This window comes from Mesorhizobium waimense (assembly GCF_003601975.1).
Lineage (GTDB): Bacteria > Pseudomonadota > Alphaproteobacteria > Rhizobiales > Rhizobiaceae > Mesorhizobium > Mesorhizobium waimense.
Genome location: NZ_QZWZ01000011.1, coordinates 62,445 through 78,648, shown reverse-complemented (window position 1 = coordinate 78,648; position 16,204 = coordinate 62,445). Strand labels below are relative to the sequence as shown.

The window sequence follows — 16,204 nt, the reverse complement described above, 5'->3', positions numbered from 1 at the left end:
GAAAACGGGCGCGACTTAAGCCGCGCCCGCTTCAATTCGATCGCCAGGCCGTTCAGGCGGCGTTTTCTTCGCCTTCGGACTTCTTGTCGCGGACGATTTCCTTGCCGGTGGCCTGGTCGACGACCTTCATCGACAGGCGAACCTTGCCGCGCTCGTCGAAGCCCATCAGCTTGACCCAGACCTTGTCGCCTTCCTTGACGACGTCGGAGGTCTTGGCGACACGATCGTTGGCAAGCTGCGAGATGTGGACAAGGCCGTCACGCGGACCGAAGAAGTTGACGAAAGCGCCGAAGTCGGCGGTCTTGACGACCGTACCTTCGTAGATCTCGCCGACTTCCGGCTCGGCGACGATGGTGTGGATCCACTTCTTCGCCGCCTCGATCTCCTTGGCGTTGGACGAAGCGATCTTGACCGTGCCGTCATCCTCGATGTTGATCTTGGCGCCGGTCTTTTCGACGATCTCGCGGATGACCTTGCCGCCGGAGCCGATGACGTCGCGGATCTTGTCGGTCGGGATGTGCATGACCTCGATGCGCGGCGCGAACTCACCGAGCTCGGCGCGCGCGCCGGACAGCGCATGAGCCATCTCGCCGAGGATGTGCAAACGACCGTCCTTGGCCTGGCCGAGCGCGATCTGCATGATCTCCTCGGTGATGCCGTCGATCTTGATGTCCATCTGCAGCGAGGTGATGCCGTTGGCGGTGCCGGCGACCTTGAAGTCCATGTCGCCGAGGTGATCCTCGTCGCCAAGGATGTCGGAGAGCACCGCGAAGCGCCCGCCTTCCTTGATCAGGCCCATGGCAATGCCGGCGACGGGCTTCGCCAGCGGAACGCCGGCATCCATCAGCGCCAGCGAGGTGCCGCAGACGGTGGCCATCGACGACGAACCGTTGGACTCGGTGATCTCCGAAACGACGCGCAGCGTGTAGGGGAACTGGTCAGCGGTCGGCAGCATCGGGCGGATAGCGCGCCAGGCGAGCTTGCCGTGGCCGATTTCGCGGCGGCCCGGCGAACCCATGCGCCCGGTTTCACCAACCGAATAGGGAGGGAAGTTGTAGTGAAGGAGGAACTTCTCCTTGTACATGCCGGTCAGCGAATCGACATACTGCTCGTCCTCGCCGGTGCCCAGCGTGGCGACGACCAATGCTTGGGTCTCGCCGCGGGTGAACAGCGCCGAACCATGGGTGCGCGGCAGAACGCCGACTTCCGAGACGATCTTGCGGACCGTCTTCAGGTCGCGGCCATCGATGCGCGAGCCGGTGTCGAGGATGTTCCAGCGCACGACCTTGGCCTGGAGCTCCTTGAAAACGCTGCCGATCTGCTCGGAGGTGTACTTGGCGTCTTCGCCTTCGGCCGGGGTGAACGAGGCCTTGACCTTCGCCTTGACGGCGTCGACGGCGGCGTAGCGCTTCTGCTTGTCGGTGATCTTGTAGGCGTCGCGGAGTTCGTCGCCGACGATCTTCAGCATCTCGGCTTCAAGCGCCGAATAGTCCGGCGCGGTGAAGTCGCGCGGGTCCTTTGCGGCGACTTCGGCCAGCTTGATGATCGCGTCGATCACCGGCTGGAAGCCCTTGTGACCGAACATGACGGCGCCGAGCATCAAGTCTTCGCCGAGTTCCTTGGCTTCGGACTCGACCATCAGCACGGCATCGGTGGTGCCGGCGACGATGAGGTCAAGCTTGGATTCCTGCATCTCATCGACATGCGGGTTGAGCACGTATTCGCCATTGATGTAGCCGACGCGGGCGCCGCCGATCGGGCCCATGAAGGGGACGCCGGAAAGCGTCAGCGCGGCCGAGGTGGCGACGATTGACAGGATGTCCGGATCGTTCTCGAGATCGTGCTGGACGACGGTGACGACGATCTGCGTGTCGTTCTTGTAGCCATCGGCGAAGAGCGGGCGGATCGGGCGGTCGATCAGACGGGAAACCAGCGTTTCCTTCTCGCTCGGACGGCCTTCGCGCTTGAAATAGCCGCCCGGGATCTTGCCGGCGGCATAAGTCTTTTCCTGGTAGTTGACGGTCAGCGGGAAGAAATCGAGGCCGGGCTTCGGCTCCTTCATCGAGACGACGGTGGCGAGAACCTTGGTTTCGCCGTAGGTGGCCAGCACCGCGCCGTCAGCCTGACGCGCGATCTTGCCGGTCTCCAGGACGAGCTGACGGCCGCCCCATTCGATTTCCACTTTGTGGTGATTGAACATATCTTGTCCTTTATATGCGGAAAGGGCCGCGCCGTTTCACGGTGCGCGTAAGCCCTTGCCTGGCTTCCTTTCTTGGGCAGCCACGGGCAAGACAACGGGAAGCTCGGTCAATCGGCACGGTGGCCGCACGAGCATCCTGCAATCCTGCCCCATGACCGTCCATGGGCGGTTCCGAATGGCCCTCTGCACTTTCGAAACCGGGTCTGGCCAATCGATCCGACCGGCCTTGCGCATAACTCCGAAAATCTCGGGAAGCATCACGCGCAAATTCAAATTTTTCGGAGCGTCCTTTTGCGCGTCCAAAGGGGGACGCACGGCGCTCCATTCCTGCATTGGAATACTGGATTTGACCCGATGCTCCAATGCGCGACCGGCGGGCTCTCCGAAGAAAGCCCGCCGGTCAATTCGTCAGCGGCGCAGACCGAGCTTCTCGATCAGCGTCTGATAGCGCGCGTCGTCCTTGCGCTTGAGATAATCAAGCAGGCTGCGGCGCTGGGAGACGAGAGCGAGCAGACCACGGCGGGAATGGTTATCCTTCTTGTGGTCCTTGAAGTGGTCGGTCAGGTTCTTGATGCGCTCGGAAAGGATGGCCACCTGGACTTCCGGAGACCCGGTATCGCCCTTGGCGGTAGCGAATTCACCCATCAATTCCTTTTTGCGCTCAGCAGTGATCGACATCGTGTTTTTCCTTATCTGTTTGAGGAAACGGGACGCCCTCAGCCGGGATGTCGTCCAGCAGGGGCCGGTGCAAGCAACGCGTCAGGGCGCGAAGCTGCGGCGCATATAGGGCAATTCCGACAAAAACACCAGCCTAATTCACAAGCCGGCTTGTCGCAGGCTTTTGTTGCGAAAATCAAGAATTCCGCGGGCAGAAATGGCTTTAGAGCCACTTCTTCCATTTGAAGAAGGCGACAAGCCCGACAGCAACAAGTGCCATGAACAGCAGCGAAGCTGGATAGCCGTATTGGGACTTCAGCTCCGGCATGTTCCAAGGCGAGCTGTCAGGGTCGAAGTTCATCCCCCAGACGCCGACCAGGAAGGTGAGCGGCATGAAGATCACCGAGACAATGGTGAGATAGGAGATGACGTCGTTGGTGCGCGCCTGGCTGAGCGACAGATGCATCTCGATCAGGCCGGTCAGCATGTCGCGCTGGGTCTCGATCAGTTCGATGAGCCGCAGCGAATGGTCGAGCGTGTCGTTGAGGAAGATCTTGGTCTCGGCCTTCACATAGGGCACGTCGTTGCGGATCATCGTCGCCAGCGCATCGCGCATCGGCCACAGCACGCCCTTCAGCACATTGGCATCGCGGCGCAATTCGTGCAGCTGCCGCATCTGGTGCTTGTGCGGCATGTTCAGCATCTGGTCCTCGATGCTGTCGACCTGTTCGCCGGCCGCCTCGATCGGCGGGAAATAGCTGTCGACGATGGCGTCGATCAGCGCATAGGCGAGATAGTCGGCGCCACGCGAGCGCAGCCGGTTGGGCATCGAGCTTTCGATGCGCTTGCGCACCGGATTGAACGGGTCGCCCTCGCGCTCCTGGAAGGTGATGACGAAATTCTTGCCGAAGAAGACGGCGATCTGCTCGTAGCGATGCGCCGTGACGTCGTCGATCATGCGCACGACGACGAAGGCGTGATCCTCGAAGAAATCCACCTTCGGCCGCTGGCCGGTGTTGACGACGTCCTCCAGCGCCAGCGGATGCAGGCTGAAAATGCGGCCGATCTCCTCGATCAGCGGGATGTTGGCAAGGCCGGTGCAATCCAGCCAGATGACCGGCCAGCTGTCGCAATGGGTGTTGAGGTCATCAATGCTGGCATTTTCGATGGTCTCGAATTTCTCGGGTGACATCAGGGTCAGCCTGAGTTCGCTGCGCCGCGCCGACGGATCGGCGATCAGCGTACCCGGCGAAGCGCCGACGGGCGGCCGCCGGGTTTTCAGCGGCGCCCGCTTTTTTGCTGTGTCAGCCTTTGCCATGTGCCCCCTCAAGCGCAATGTCCAACCGAAACTAGCTGAGCGCCGTCACCCGGCAAAGACCCGCTTGGGCTTGAACATGCCCTGTTCGATGGCGCCGATGGCAACCAGCCTGCCGCGCGCCGTGGCGCAGGCTTCCTCGGCCTCCACAGGCGCGTCGCGGCCGCGAATGATGACCGGATTGCCGAGCCGGATTTTCACCGCCGCATCGTCGCTGATCGCGACCTGCGGCAGGCAATCGAGCGCGGCTGACGTGTCGAGCAGCAGCGCATCGATGGCCGTGAAGTCGACCGGCAGGTCGGCAGCGTCGGATGCATCATCGGCCGTGTCCGGATCCTTATCGCCCTCACCACCGAAACGGGCGGCCTCCAGTTCGGCGATGGTGACGAAATCCTCCTGCGTGAACGGCTCGACCTCGACCCGGCGCAATTCGGCGATATGGCCGAAACAGCCGAGGTCGCGGCCCATGTCGCGGGCCAGCGAGCGTACATAGGTGCCCTTGCCGCATTCGACTTCGAAAATGGTCTGCTCACCATTGTGCTCGATGACCTCCAAACGTCCGATCTCGATCTCCCGCGCCGGTATATCGACCGTCTCGCCGTCGCGGGCGAGATCGTAGGCGCGCTCGCCGGCGATCTTGATGGCCGAGAACTGCGGCGGCGTCTGCATGATGACACCGGTGTATTTCGGCAGCAGCGCCCTCACCTCGGTCTCGGCCGGACGCTTGTCCGAGCTGTTGGTCACCGGGCCTTCGAGGTCGTCAGTCGAGCGTTCGTCACCCCAGGCAACGGTGAAGCGATAGATCTTGGCGCCGTCCTGAACGTAAGGCACGGTCTTGGTGGCTTCGCCGAGCGCGATCGGCAGCATGCCGGAGGCAAGCGGATCGAGCGTGCCGGCATGGCCGGCCTTTTCGGCCTGGAACAGCCACTTGATCTTGGAGACGGCTTCGGTCGATCCCATGCCGACCGGCTTGTCCAGCACCAGCCAGCCGGAGACCGGCCGGCCCTTCTTCTTGCCGCGACGCCCCATTATTTCTCGTCCTCGTCCTCGTCCTTGTCGTTGTCGAGATCGCGCGCCACTTCGGGCGATTTCAAGAGGTCGTTGATCCTGGCGAAGTTATCGAAGGACGTATCGAGCCGGAAACGGAACTCCGGCATGTACTTCATCTGCCGCAGCGCGCCCGAGACACGGCCGCGAACGAATTTCGCATGCTTGTTGAGCGCCTCAACCACCGCATCGGTGTTCTTGACACCGAGCGGCGACACGAAAGCGGTGGCGATCTTCAGGTCGGGCGACATGCGCACTTCCGACACCGAGACCACGGCATTTTCGATCAGCGGATCGATGATCTCGCCGCGCTGCAGGGTTTCGGACAGGGCATGGCGCACCTGTTCGCCGACGCGCAGCATGCGCTGGGATGGGCCTGATGTGGTTGAACGGGGCATTTTTCTCGATCCTGAAATCGTGAGGCGCGGGATGGGACCGCACCGCATGTCTCAATAGGGCTTTCTCAATACGGCTTGGACGGCGGCCTTTCGACCACCGCCCGGTCGTATCGACAGTATACGAACTCAAAGCGTCCGGGTCACCATCTCGACGCGGAAGCACTCGATGACGTCGCCGACGCGCATGTCCTCGTAGTTCTGGAAGGCCATGCCGCACTCCTGGCCGCCCGGCACTTCCGAAACCTCGTCCTTGAAGCGCTTCAGAGTCTTCAGCGTACCTTCGTGGATGACGACGTTGTCGCGGATCAGGCGCACGCCCGCACCACGCTCGACCTTGCCTTCGGTGACACGGCAGCCGGCGATCTTGCCGACCTTGGTGATGTCGAAGATCTCAAGGATCTCGGCATTGCCGATGAAGGTTTCGCGACGTTCCGGCGAGAGCAGGCCGGAGAGCGCCGCCTTCACGTCATCCACGAGATTGTAGATGATCGAGTAGTAGCGGATCTCGATGCCTGCCGCCGCGGCTGCGGCGCGCGCCTGCACATTGGCGCGGACGTTGAAGCCGATGATCGCGGCGCCCGAGGTTTCCGCCAACGACACGTCGCTTTCGGTAATGGCGCCGGCGCCGGCATGGACGATGCGTGCCCGCACCTCGTCGGTGCCGAGCTTGTCCAGTGCGGCGTTGATCGCTTCGATCGAACCCTGCACGTCGCCCTTGATGACCAGCGGGAATTCCTTCAGCCCGCTCGTCTGCAACTGCGACATCATCTGTTCGAGCGAGCCACGCTGGCCGGCATGCTTGGCCACCGCCTTCTCGCGCGCGAGGCGCTGACGATACTCGGTGATCTCGCGGGCGCGGGCCTCGTTGTTGACCACGGCGAAGCGGTCACCAGCCTGCGGCGTGCCCTGGAGGCCAAGCACCTCGACCGGCATCGCCGGCGGCGCTTCCTTGACATGCTCGCCACGGTCGTTGACCAGCGCGCGCACCCGGCCCCATTCGTTGCCGGCAACCAGGATGTCGCCCGGCATCAGCGTGCCGGTCTGCACCAGCACGGTGGCGACGGGACCGCGGCCCTTGTCGAGCTGGGCTTCGATGACGACGCCTTCGGCGGTGCGGTCCGGATTGGCCTTCAGGTCGAGGATTTCGGCCTGCAGCAGGATCGCTTCGAGCAGCTTGTCGAGATTGGTGCCCTTGGTCGCCGACACTTCGACGTCCAGCACCTCGCCGCCCATCGATTCGACGAAGACTTCGTGGCGCAGCAATTCCGAACGCACCTTCTGAGGGTCGGCATCATGCTTGTCGATCTTGTTGATGGCCACGATGATCGGGACACCGGCCGCCTTGGCATGGCTGATCGATTCGATCGTCTGCGGCATGACGCTGTCGTCGGCCGCCACCACCAGCACGGCGATGTCGGTCGCCTGGGCGCCACGGGCACGCATCGCCGTGAAGGCGGCGTGGCCGGGCGTGTCGATGAAGGTGATCTTCTGACCGTTCTTCTCGACCTGGTAGGCACCGATATGCTGGGTGATGCCGCCAGCTTCGCCGGAGACGACGTTGGCGTTGCGGATGGCGTCGAGCAGCGAGGTCTTGCCGTGGTCGACATGGCCCATGATGGTCACCACAGGCGGACGCGTCACGAGGTCCTCGGCATTGTCGGCGATGTTGAACAGGCCTTCCTCGATGTCGGACTCGGCGACGCGGCGAACCGTATGGCCAAATTCGGTGGCGACCAGTTCAGCCGTGTCGGCGTCGATGACGTCGCCCGGCTTCATGATCTGGCCCTGCTTCATGAAGAACTTAACCACATCGACCGCGCGCTCGGACATGCGCTGCGCCAGTTCCTGGATGGTGATGGTTTCGGGCAAGATCACTTCGCGCATAACCTTCTCGCGCGGCTCATTGTGCATCGCGCGCTTGAATTTTTCCTGGCGGCGACGCATCGACGACAGCGAGCGGGCGCGCGCATCCTCGTCGGAAAGCGCTGTGTTGAGGGTCAGCTTGCCGCGACGACGGTCTTCCTCGCCCTTGGTGGGCTTGGCCGGGCGCGCCACTTCTGGCGTGACCGGACGGCGCACGGGGGCGCCAGCGCCAGTGCGCTTCGGCTTGACGTCCTCGTCGTCGTCGACTGTCGCCAGTTCGGCGGCCACCGGCGCGCGGCGGCGTGCCTCTTCCTCGGCGCGGCGCCGGGATTCGGCCTCGGTCTGCAGCCGTGCTTCTTCCTCGGCCTGGCGGCGTGCGGATTCCTCGCGTTCGCGCTTGCGGCGCTCTTCGTCCTCGGCACGGCGCTTGGCCTCTTCCTGGGCGCGCTGGCGGTCTTCGACCTCACGGACCTTGGAGCCTTCGAGAGCCCTGCGGCGGGCTTCCATCTCGCCACGCGACAATTCGTTCAGCACCATGCCGCTGCGCTCGACCGGCGGCGGAGGCGGCGCCTTGGGCGCTTCCTGCACGACGGGTGCAGCCGCAACGGCCGGCTTCGGCGTGAACACGGACGCAGGCGCAGCCACCGGCTCCGGCTTGTCGCCGGGCATGGAAAACTTGCGCTTCTTGATTTCGACCTGGACCTGCTTGGTGCGGCCATGCGAGAAATTCTGGCGCACGACGCCCTGCTCGGTACCGGGCCGCTTCAGCGTCAAGGTCTTCTTCGGCGTAACGCTCAACGTCTTGTCGTCGCCCGATTTCGTATCGCTCATTCCATATCCTCTGCGGCATCATCTTCGTCAGCAACGGCCGCAAGCATTGCCAGATCGTCCGGGGAACCGCCCCGATACCGGTCGAGCGCAACCATGCGCCTCTGGACCGCCCTGCCCGCGTCTTGCGCGAGAACGGCAGCATGTATCACATTTGTACCCCCCAATGCCAAGCTCAACTCGGCCTCGGAGAAAAGTTTGTAGGCAAGGATGGCGGGGCCGCCGAGATGGACGGTTGCCCGCCGCGCCTGGCTGATCTTGCGCACGCCATCGTCGGACGCTTCAGTCGCGTGGAGCACGAAAAGCGCCAGCCCTGAGCGCACAGCGCTCTCCACCTTGGTGGCACCGAGCGCGATTGCGCCTGCCTTGCGGGCAAGGCCCAGCATGCCCAGAGCGGATCTGGAAAGCAGCCCGTCGACCATGCCGCCGAGGTCGGCGGGAACGGTCACCTGCGCCTTGAAGGCGCGGGCAAACAGGTTCTTCGCTGCTGCCTTGTCGACATGTAGGCGCTCGGCGCTGACCCAGCAACCGCGGCCGGGCAGATTTCTCTTGATGTCCGGAACGACGGCCGAATCCGGGCCGACGACGAACCGGATCAGTTCATCCGTTTCGGCCTGCCTGCGGGTGACGATGCAGGTGCGATCGTTCATCTCGTCCAAGGGCGGGTTCTGTGCGATGCGGTTTCACCTCACGCACCGACGGTTTCGTCGGCCGGCACTTCCTGCGCGACAATCTCGTCCTCGGTGATCCAGCCCGCCTTGAGGCGGGCAGCCAGAACCATCTGCTCGGCATCGGCGCGCGAAACGCCGTAGTTGGCGAGCACGCCGGGATAGACCTTTGTCTCGCCGTCCTTGCGTTCCTTCCAGCCGGTCAGATCGTCGGCGGCATAGCCGGCGAAATCCTCGATCGTCTTCACGCCATCCTCGCCGAGCGTCACCATCATGGCGGTGGTGATGCCGGGGATTTCGCGCAGTTCGTCCGCGACGCCCAGCGCCTTGCGCTTGTCGTCGTGCTCGGCCTCGATCTTCTCCAGATACTCGCGGGCGCGGGTCTGGATTTCCGAGGCGGTGTCCTCGTCGAAGCCGTCGATGGAGGCGATCTCGCCGGAATCGACGTAAGCCACTTCCTCGACGCTGGTAAAACCTTCGGAAGCAAGCACCTGGCCGACCATCTCGTCGACGTCGAGGGCTTCCATGAACAGCGCCGAACGCTCGACGAATTCCTTCTGGCGGCGCTCGCTCTCTTCCTGCTCGGTCAGGATGTCGATGTCCCAGCCGGTGAGCTGCGAGGCAAGACGGACGTTCTGGCCGCGGCGGCCGATGGCCAGCGACAGCTGGTCGTCCGGAACCACGACCTCGATGCGCTCGGCATCCTCGTCGAGCACCACCTTGGCGACTTCGGCCGGCTGCAGCGCATTGACGATGAAGGAAGCGGCCGACGGCGACCACGGAATGATGTCGATCTTCTCGCCCTGCAGTTCGCCGACTACCGCCTGGACGCGGCTGCCGCGCATGCCGACGCAGGCACCGACCGGATCGATGGACGAGTCACGCGAGATGACGGCGATCTTGGCGCGCGAGCCCGGATCGCGGGCGACCGACTTGATCTCGATGATGCCGTCGTAGATTTCCGGCACTTCCATGGTGAAAAGCTTGGCCATGAACTGCGGATGGGTACGCGACAGGAAGATCTGCGGGCCGCGCTGCTCGCGGCGCACGTCGTAGACATAGGCGCGGACGCGGTCGCCATATTTGTAGTTCTCGCGCGGGATCAGCTCGTCGCGGCGGATGATCGCCTCGCCACGGCCGAGATCGACGATGACGTTGCCGTATTCGACGCGCTTGACGGTGCCGTTGACGATCTCGCCGATGCGGTCCTTGTATTCGTCATACTGGCGGTCGCGCTCGGCTTCGCGCACCTTCTGCACGATGACCTGTTTGGCAGACTGGGCGGCGATGCGGCCGAAATCCATCGGCGGCAGCTGTTCGGCGATGAAATCGCCAAGCTGGGCGTCGGGGTTGCGCTCGCGCGCCGAGGAGATGGCGATCTGCGTGGCGTAATCGTCGACCTTCTCGACCACTTCCATCAGACGCTGCAGCTTCATCTCGCCGGTGTTGGCGTTGATGTCGGCGCGGATGTTGGTCTCCTGGCCATAGCGCGAGCGCGCCGCCTTCTGGATGGCATCGGCCATGGCGGCGAGGACGATCGACTTGTCGATCGACTTTTCACGCGCGACCGCGTCGGCGATCTGCAGCAGTTCGAGTCTGTTGGCGCTTACAACCATTGTCTTTCTCCCGAGCTTGTTGCCGAACCTCTCGTCCGGCAGCTCAATCAACTTTCCTGTTCGGTTCCGTCTTCGGCGTCCAGTTCAGCACCCTCTGGCGCATCTTCTGGTTCGCCGCGGCGCTTCTTTGCTTCCTTGCGCGCCCTGTTGTCCTTCGACAGGGCCTCGCGGATGAGATCGTCGGTCAGCACCAACCGGGCGTCGGCGATCGCATCATAAGGCACGCGCACCGTCGGCTCCTCGCCATAGGCCGCCTTGTCGCGCGCGATCAGCACGCCATCGGCGTCGCTTTCGGCGATCTTGCCCTTGAAGCGCTTGCGTTCGGCGACGAGGACCGAGGTCTCCATCTTGATCAGATGGCCGGTCCATGTCGCGAAGTCCGACTTGCGCACCAGCGGCCGGTCGATGCCCGGCGACGACACTTCGAGATGATACGCCTTTTCGATCGGATCATCGACATCGAGCGCCGGCGACACGGCCCGGCTGACCTCTTCGCAATCCTCGACGGTCATGGTGCCGTCCTCGCGTTCGGCCATGATCTGCAGCGTGAGCCCGTTCTGGCCCGACAGATGCACCCGCACGAGGCGAAAGCCGATCCCGCGCAGCACCGGCTGCACGATCAGCGCGATGCGCGCATCGATACCGCTTTCGCGGATGATGCGGTCGTCGCCTTCGCTTGCCGTTGCAGTCATTCGATCCCTGTCGTTCGATTGGTGGTTGACCGGCAGGTAATAAAAAAGAGCGGGACCGGGTGGACCCACTCTTCGTCATACCGACCAAGAATTTGAGGCTGATATAGACGATCCCGGCCGGCGTTTCAAGTCCGCCGTACCGGGCGGGCAAAAGCCACGGCAGCGGCGCCAGCGTTGCACCAGGTGCATGGTGCCTATGCGTTAATCCACCTGTGTTTGCCGGCGTCGCGTGCCTATCTATGTTGCGTTGCACAAATATGACCGGCGCGCGGTGGCGCGCGAAAGGAAATGACCATGAGCAATCGCCTGATGTTTTCCGCCATCGGCGGCTTCTTTACCGCATTCGGCAGTGCGGCGGCTGCCTCGCATGCCGTGCAGGCCGGCCGCAAGCCCCGCGATCGGGACCTGCGCAATCTCGGTATCAATCCGGCTGCCTTCGACAGAATCGGCCGCTTCTGAGAGAGCAGCAGGCGCCTGGCGCCTGAGCACGACCCCTGACGCAAAAGGCGCCTGCGCGTAGCTATTTTCTGATGAAGGTAAGGTAGGCCGGCCGCCGGCCCTCGCGGATGGCCTTGGCCTCATAGCGCGTTCCCGGCCAACCCTCATAGGGCCGATGCCAGTCGGCCGCCTCCCCAGCCTGCCATGTGAACGCGCCATGCGCCCGGCAGTTGAGCAGCGTCCAGTTGACATAGCTGTCGATGTCGGAAGCAAAGCGGAATTTTCCGCCTGATTTCAGCACCCTGGCAAAACGGTCGAGATTGGACGGACCGACGAAACGCCGCTTCCAGTGCTTTTTCTTCGGCCAGGGGTCGGGATAGAGAAGATCGATGCCATCGAGCGAGGCTTGCGGCAGCCAGTCGAGCAGGCGCGTGGCGTCATCGTCATGGACGCGCAGATTGGCGAGCGGCTTTTCGTTCACCGCCTTCATCAGCTTGGCCATGCCGTTGACGAACGGCTCGACGCCAATGAAGCCGGTCGCCGGGGCTTCGGTGGCGCGATGCAGCAAATGCTCGCCGCCGCCGAAGCCGATTTCCAGCCGAACCACTGAGACATCCGCTTCGAACAACTTGCGCAATTCCGCCGGCGATTCGGCAGAGAGGTCGAGACCATAGGTCCCAAGACCGCTTTCCAGCGCCGCTGCCTGCTGCGGGCGAATGGTCTTGCCGCGCCGGCGGCCGAAAAACCCTTCGGTCGCGCGGCTTGGCCTGTCTGTCGGATCCATGGACAGCTGTCGCGCCGCCGTCAGGCGGCGACCGCGTCCTTGAGCGCCTTGGCGAGATCGGTCCGCTCCCAGGAGAAGGAACCGTCGCGGCCCGCCTTGCGGCCGAAATGGCCATAGGACGAGGTCTTGGCATAGATCGGCTTGTTAAGATCGAGGTGGCGGCGGATGCCGGACGGCGACAGGTCCATCACGGTGCGCAACGCGCCCTCCAGCTTGCCCTCTTCGACTTTTCCGGTGCCGTGCAGGTCGACATAGACCGACAGCGGCTGGGCGACGCCGATGGCGTAGGACAGCTGGATGGTGCAGCGGTCGGCAAGCCTGGCCGCCACCACGTTCTTGGCAAGGTAGCGCGCCGCATAGGCGGCGGAGCGGTCGACCTTGGTCGTGTCCTTGCCGGAGAAGGCGCCGCCGCCATGCGGTGCGGCACCGCCATAGGTGTCTACGATGATCTTGCGGCCGGTCAGGCCGGCGTCGCCGTCCGGCCCGCCAATGACGAACTTGCCGGTCGGATTGATATACCAGTTGCAGTCGTCGGCGATCCTGAGATCGCCCAGCGCCTCGCGGATATAGGGTTCGACGACCTTGCGGACCTTCTTCGAATCCCAGCTCGAATCTAGGTGCTGGGTCGACAGCACGATCTGCGTCGCCTCGGCTGCCTTGCCGTCGACATAGCGGACGGTGACCTGGCTCTTGGCGTCCGGCCCGAGCTTGCCGGCATCGCCGCTGCCTTCATGGCGCGCAGCGGCCAGCAGTTCGAGAATCTTGTGGCTGTAGTAGATCGGCGCCGGCATCAGGTCCGGCGTCTCGCGGCAGGCATAGCCGAACATGATGCCCTGGTCGCCGGCACCTTCCTCGCCCTGCCGGTCGGCGGCGTTGTCGACGCCCTGGCCGATGTCGGGCGACTGGCCGTGCAAAAGAACCTCGATCCTTGCCGTCTTCCAGTGGAAACCGGCCTGCTCATAGCCGATCTCGCGGATCGCCTTGCGGGCCACCGACTTGAACTTTGCCGGATTGACGACCGGATGACCGGCGGCGTCCATCAGGATATTGCCGGCCTTGTCCTTTTTCAGCAGCGTCTCGGGAACCCTGACCTCACCGGCGATGATGACGCGATTCGTTGTCGCCAGAGTCTCGCAGGCGACACGGACCTTCCAGGGGTCCATGCCGGTCTTCTTGGCCTCGCGATAGACCAGATCGACGATTTCGTCGGAGATACGGTCGCAAACTTTGTCGGGATGGCCCTCGGCAACGGATTCCGAGGTGAAGAAGTAATTCTGCCGCGTCACGGGTGTCCCCTCTTGAAAAAAATCGGCAGGCTGCCGATTTTGGCGCGCCACGTGTTAGCGGTGCCGGGCGCCGCTCGTCAAGCGCTGCCGCGGTTCTGGCATGAAATGTCAGCACAGTTGGCTTGGCCCAACGACGGCAGCGCAGCCGGTGGCACAAGCCTCTGGATCAGTCGGCGTCATCGGTGGAAAGGGATTTCACCAGATCTATGATCCTGCGGCGCACCTTGACGTCGCCAATCTTGACGAAGGCGCGGTTGAGTTGAAGCCCCTCCGGACTGCCGCAGAATTCGACGGCGAAAGCCATCGACGCGTCTTCGGCAAATCCACGATTGCCCACGGCCTCCTGACCCGGGGCATCCTCGAAAAAGAAGGCAACGGGCACGCTGAGGATGGAGGCTATCGCCTGCAAGCGGCTGGCGCCCACTCTGTTCGTGCCCTTTTCATACTTTTGGATCTGTTGAAACGTGATGCCGAGATTCTCACCCAGCTTCTCCTGGCTCATTCCAAGCATATTGCGCCGGAGCCTGATGCGACTTCCGACATGGATGTCGATCGGGTTCGGCTTTTTCTTGTTTTCTTCTGTCATTTTCTCCTCGCCGAATTTTTCCGGCTTTTTCTATTTTTTCCTGCCCAAACGAAGCCGGAGCCAACTGCCCCAACAGAACCACCAACCGACTTCGAGAAAATTTTAGGCACTTACAGTATGAGTTTCTAATGTGTCGGCTGTCAATTCACCCGTAGCCGTTGCCTTACATTCAATGTGAACCCTCCCAGGGCGAACAGGAACATGATCAGCAATCCGTTAATTCGCCGCTGGGCGTCGGAAATGAGGGCTCGCCCAGATATCGGCACTCGCACGTCGATAGCTCCACGCGCGTCGACGGCGAGCGCGTCGACGATGCGTCCGCGCGGGTCGACAACGGCGGAAATGCCATTGTTAGCCGCGCGCAACAAAGGCAAACCATTCTCCACGGCCCGGATCTGAGCCTGCCTGAAGTGCTGGTACGGACCCGGTGTATCCCCGAACCAAGCGTCGTTCGTGACATTCACAATAAGCTCGGATGACGTAGCGTCAACTGCAACCAGATCGGGAAAGATAACTTCATAGCAAATGAACGGAAGCGCCCGCACACCGTCCGGCAGCGTGATCGGATGCCGCTCGTTGCCGGCGGCGAAATTCATCGGCCCGGCGACGAGTTGTTCGATGCCGAAGCGGCCGAGCAGGCCGGCGAAAGGCAGATACTCGCCGAAGGGCACCAGATGGACCTTGTCGACGGCGTCCGTGATCTCACCCTTGTCGTTGATCGCCACCACGGAATTGTAATAGCGGCTGTCGGCACCGGCCGCCGAGCCGCCCTCCTCGCGAACGACGCCGGCGATCAGCATCTGACCTTCGCCAAGCATGTCGCCCAGCGCGGTCAGCGCGTCCGGGCGCTCGGTGAACAGGAACGGCACCGAGGTCTCCGGCCATAGGATCAGTTGCGGCTTGGCATGGCCGGGTTCCGGCGCCTTCGCCGACAGGCCGAGCAAGGTGGCGAAGATGCGGTCGCGCACCGAGGCGTCCCACTTTTCGCTGAGATCGACATCCGGCTGAACGATGCGGACATCGATCGAGCGGGTTGCCGGCTCGACCGGCATGGCAAGCCTGACATAGCCGAAGCCGACATGGGCCGCGACAAGCAGGACAAGCAGCCCAAAACCCAGGCGAAGGTGCCGGCGCCCCGCAACGAGCGCGGGCAGCGAAAAGACGAAGACGGCCAGCGCATTCATACCGATCATGCCCGTCACCGACACGCTCTGCATCAAGAGCGGCACCGGCATTGCCGCGTAGCCGACGGCATTCCAGGGAAAGCCGGTGAACAGGAAATCGCGCAACCATTCCGCCAGGCCGAAACCGAAGGCGAGTGCGGCAATGCGGCCGATGTCGTTGCTCCACAGGAGCCGTGCGACGACCGTGGCGAAGCCGTAGAAGAAGGCGAGCGCAAAGGGGATTCCGACCACCGCGAAGGGCAGAGCCCAGGCGAAACTGTCGGCCTCGACCAGCAGTGCCTGGCCGATCCACCACAGGCCGGCAAGAAAATAGCCGAAACCGAACCACCAGCCGATGGCGAAGGCGGGCCTGAGCCGCCTCAGCCACCCGTCGGAGGCCTCGCCGGTCGCGCCGTCGATGAGCCAGACCAGGAGCGGGAAGGAGACGAAGCAGACGGCGAAGAAATCATAGGGCGCCTGGGCCAGAACCGCCAATGCTCCGGCCAGAAACGCCACCAGCGCACGGCGCCAACCCCAAAGCAGTATTATCCGGCCGGCCAGGCGCTGCATACACACTTCCAGTCGCGCGAATCACGACAGCAGATCTATCAGATTTATCGGAACGGGGCTTGCGCCGAGAAACCCGGAGCGGCCAATCTCAGT

Annotated in this window: 14 protein-coding genes; 1 reads left to right on the top strand and 13 read right to left on the bottom strand. The window is 63.1% G+C overall.

The window, feature by feature from the left end; genetic code table 11:
* Positions 1–52: 52 nt before the first annotated feature.
* The 9 genes from pnp to rimP all read right to left on the bottom strand — a co-directional run bounded on the left by pnp (position 53) and on the right by rimP (position 11,284).
* On the bottom strand, positions 53–2,200 hold the full coding sequence (gene pnp / locus D3227_RS15925) for a polyribonucleotide nucleotidyltransferase (RefSeq protein WP_120015056.1): 2,148 nt from the start codon (positions 2,198–2,200) through the stop codon (positions 53–55).
* A 408-nt stretch (positions 2,201–2,608) separates the two neighbouring features.
* Positions 2,609–2,878 carry a 30S ribosomal protein S15 gene (rpsO, locus tag D3227_RS15915; RefSeq protein WP_006337962.1) on the bottom strand — a complete coding sequence of 90 codons (270 nt, stop codon included), beginning with the start codon at positions 2,876–2,878 and terminating at the stop codon, positions 2,609–2,611.
* Positions 2,879–3,080: 202 nt separating this feature from the next.
* Positions 3,081–4,175, bottom strand: a complete 1,095-nt coding sequence (gene corA, locus D3227_RS15910) for a magnesium/cobalt transporter CorA (RefSeq protein WP_120015054.1) — start codon at positions 4,173–4,175, stop codon at positions 3,081–3,083.
* Between the two features lie 45 nt (positions 4,176–4,220).
* A complete protein-coding gene (gene truB / locus D3227_RS15905) occupies positions 4,221–5,201 on the bottom strand; it encodes a tRNA pseudouridine(55) synthase TruB (protein WP_120015053.1) in 981 nt (326 codons plus the stop codon).
* Complete coding sequence (rbfA, locus tag D3227_RS15900) at positions 5,201–5,617, bottom strand: 30S ribosome-binding factor RbfA (RefSeq protein ID WP_120015052.1); 417 nt, start codon at positions 5,615–5,617, stop codon at positions 5,201–5,203. The genes truB and rbfA overlap by 1 nt, the downstream gene beginning before the upstream one ends.
* Before the next feature lie 126 nt (positions 5,618–5,743).
* On the bottom strand, positions 5,744–8,311 hold the full coding sequence (gene infB / locus D3227_RS15895) for a translation initiation factor IF-2 (protein ID WP_120015051.1): 2,568 nt from the start codon (positions 8,309–8,311) through the stop codon (positions 5,744–5,746).
* Entirely contained in the window at positions 8,308–8,958 is a 651-nt protein-coding gene (locus tag D3227_RS15890; protein ID WP_120015152.1) for an RNA-binding protein, read from the bottom strand. Before D3227_RS15890 ends, infB begins: the two co-directional genes overlap by 4 nt.
* A gap of 38 nt (positions 8,959–8,996) precedes the next feature.
* Positions 8,997–10,592 (bottom strand): transcription termination factor NusA, encoded by a 1,596-nt coding sequence (gene nusA / locus D3227_RS15885; protein ID WP_120015151.1) that lies wholly within the window; start codon positions 10,590–10,592, stop codon positions 8,997–8,999.
* Between the two features lie 47 nt (positions 10,593–10,639).
* Positions 10,640–11,284 carry a ribosome maturation factor RimP gene (rimP, locus tag D3227_RS15880; RefSeq protein WP_120015050.1) on the bottom strand — a complete coding sequence of 215 codons (645 nt, stop codon included), beginning with the start codon at positions 11,282–11,284 and terminating at the stop codon, positions 10,640–10,642.
* Positions 11,285–11,578: 294 nt separating this feature from the next.
* Between rimP and D3227_RS15875 the strand changes: the two genes are divergently transcribed.
* Positions 11,579–11,743: a hypothetical protein gene (locus D3227_RS15875; protein WP_120015150.1), complete on the top strand. Its 165-nt coding sequence runs from the start codon at positions 11,579–11,581 to the stop codon at positions 11,741–11,743.
* Between the two features lie 61 nt (positions 11,744–11,804).
* Here D3227_RS15875 and trmB read toward each other — a convergent pair whose 3' ends face one another.
* The 4 genes from trmB to lnt form a co-directional block, all read right to left on the bottom strand.
* On the bottom strand, positions 11,805–12,506 hold the full coding sequence (gene trmB, locus D3227_RS15870) for a tRNA (guanine(46)-N(7))-methyltransferase TrmB (RefSeq protein WP_120015049.1): 702 nt from the start codon (positions 12,504–12,506) through the stop codon (positions 11,805–11,807).
* Positions 12,507–12,526: 20 nt separating this feature from the next.
* Positions 12,527–13,792, bottom strand: a complete 1,266-nt coding sequence (gene metK, locus D3227_RS15865; RefSeq protein WP_120015048.1) for a methionine adenosyltransferase — start codon at positions 13,790–13,792, stop codon at positions 12,527–12,529.
* A gap of 166 nt (positions 13,793–13,958) precedes the next feature.
* Positions 13,959–14,378 carry a helix-turn-helix domain-containing protein gene (locus tag D3227_RS15860; RefSeq protein ID WP_006202918.1) on the bottom strand — a complete coding sequence of 140 codons (420 nt, stop codon included), beginning with the start codon at positions 14,376–14,378 and terminating at the stop codon, positions 13,959–13,961.
* 140 nt (positions 14,379–14,518) lie between these two features.
* Positions 14,519–16,111 (bottom strand): apolipoprotein N-acyltransferase, encoded by a 1,593-nt coding sequence (gene lnt / locus D3227_RS15855; RefSeq protein ID WP_120015047.1) that lies wholly within the window; start codon positions 16,109–16,111, stop codon positions 14,519–14,521.
* Between the last annotated feature and the right edge of the window lie 93 nt (positions 16,112–16,204).

Excerpts from the sequence above, each read along its gene's own strand:
- pnp (WP_120015056.1), bottom strand. The coding sequence starts at position 2,200 with ATGTTCAATCACCACAAAGTGGAAATCGAATGGGGCGGCCGTCAGCTC.
- rpsO (WP_006337962.1), bottom strand. The coding sequence starts at position 2,878 with ATGTCGATCACTGCTGAGCGCAAAAAGGAATTGATGGGTGAATTCGCT.
- corA (WP_120015054.1), bottom strand. The coding sequence starts at position 4,175 with ATGGCAAAGGCTGACACAGCAAAAAAGCGGGCGCCGCTGAAAACCCGG.
- truB (WP_120015053.1), bottom strand. The coding sequence starts at position 5,201 with ATGGGGCGTCGCGGCAAGAAGAAGGGCCGGCCGGTCTCCGGCTGGCTG.
- rbfA (WP_120015052.1), bottom strand. The coding sequence starts at position 5,617 with ATGCCCCGTTCAACCACATCAGGCCCATCCCAGCGCATGCTGCGCGTC.
- infB (WP_120015051.1), bottom strand. The coding sequence starts at position 8,311 with ATGAGCGATACGAAATCGGGCGACGACAAGACGTTGAGCGTTACGCCG.
- D3227_RS15890 (WP_120015152.1), bottom strand. The coding sequence starts at position 8,958 with ATGAACGATCGCACCTGCATCGTCACCCGCAGGCAGGCCGAAACGGAT.
- nusA (WP_120015151.1), bottom strand. The coding sequence starts at position 10,592 with ATGGTTGTAAGCGCCAACAGACTCGAACTGCTGCAGATCGCCGACGCG.
- rimP (WP_120015050.1), bottom strand. The coding sequence starts at position 11,284 with ATGACTGCAACGGCAAGCGAAGGCGACGACCGCATCATCCGCGAAAGC.
- D3227_RS15875 (WP_120015150.1), top strand. The coding sequence starts at position 11,579 with ATGAGCAATCGCCTGATGTTTTCCGCCATCGGCGGCTTCTTTACCGCA.
- trmB (WP_120015049.1), bottom strand. The coding sequence starts at position 12,506 with ATGGATCCGACAGACAGGCCAAGCCGCGCGACCGAAGGGTTTTTCGGC.
- D3227_RS15860 (WP_006202918.1), bottom strand. The coding sequence starts at position 14,378 with ATGACAGAAGAAAACAAGAAAAAGCCGAACCCGATCGACATCCATGTC.
- lnt (WP_120015047.1), bottom strand. The coding sequence starts at position 16,111 with ATGCAGCGCCTGGCCGGCCGGATAATACTGCTTTGGGGTTGGCGCCGT.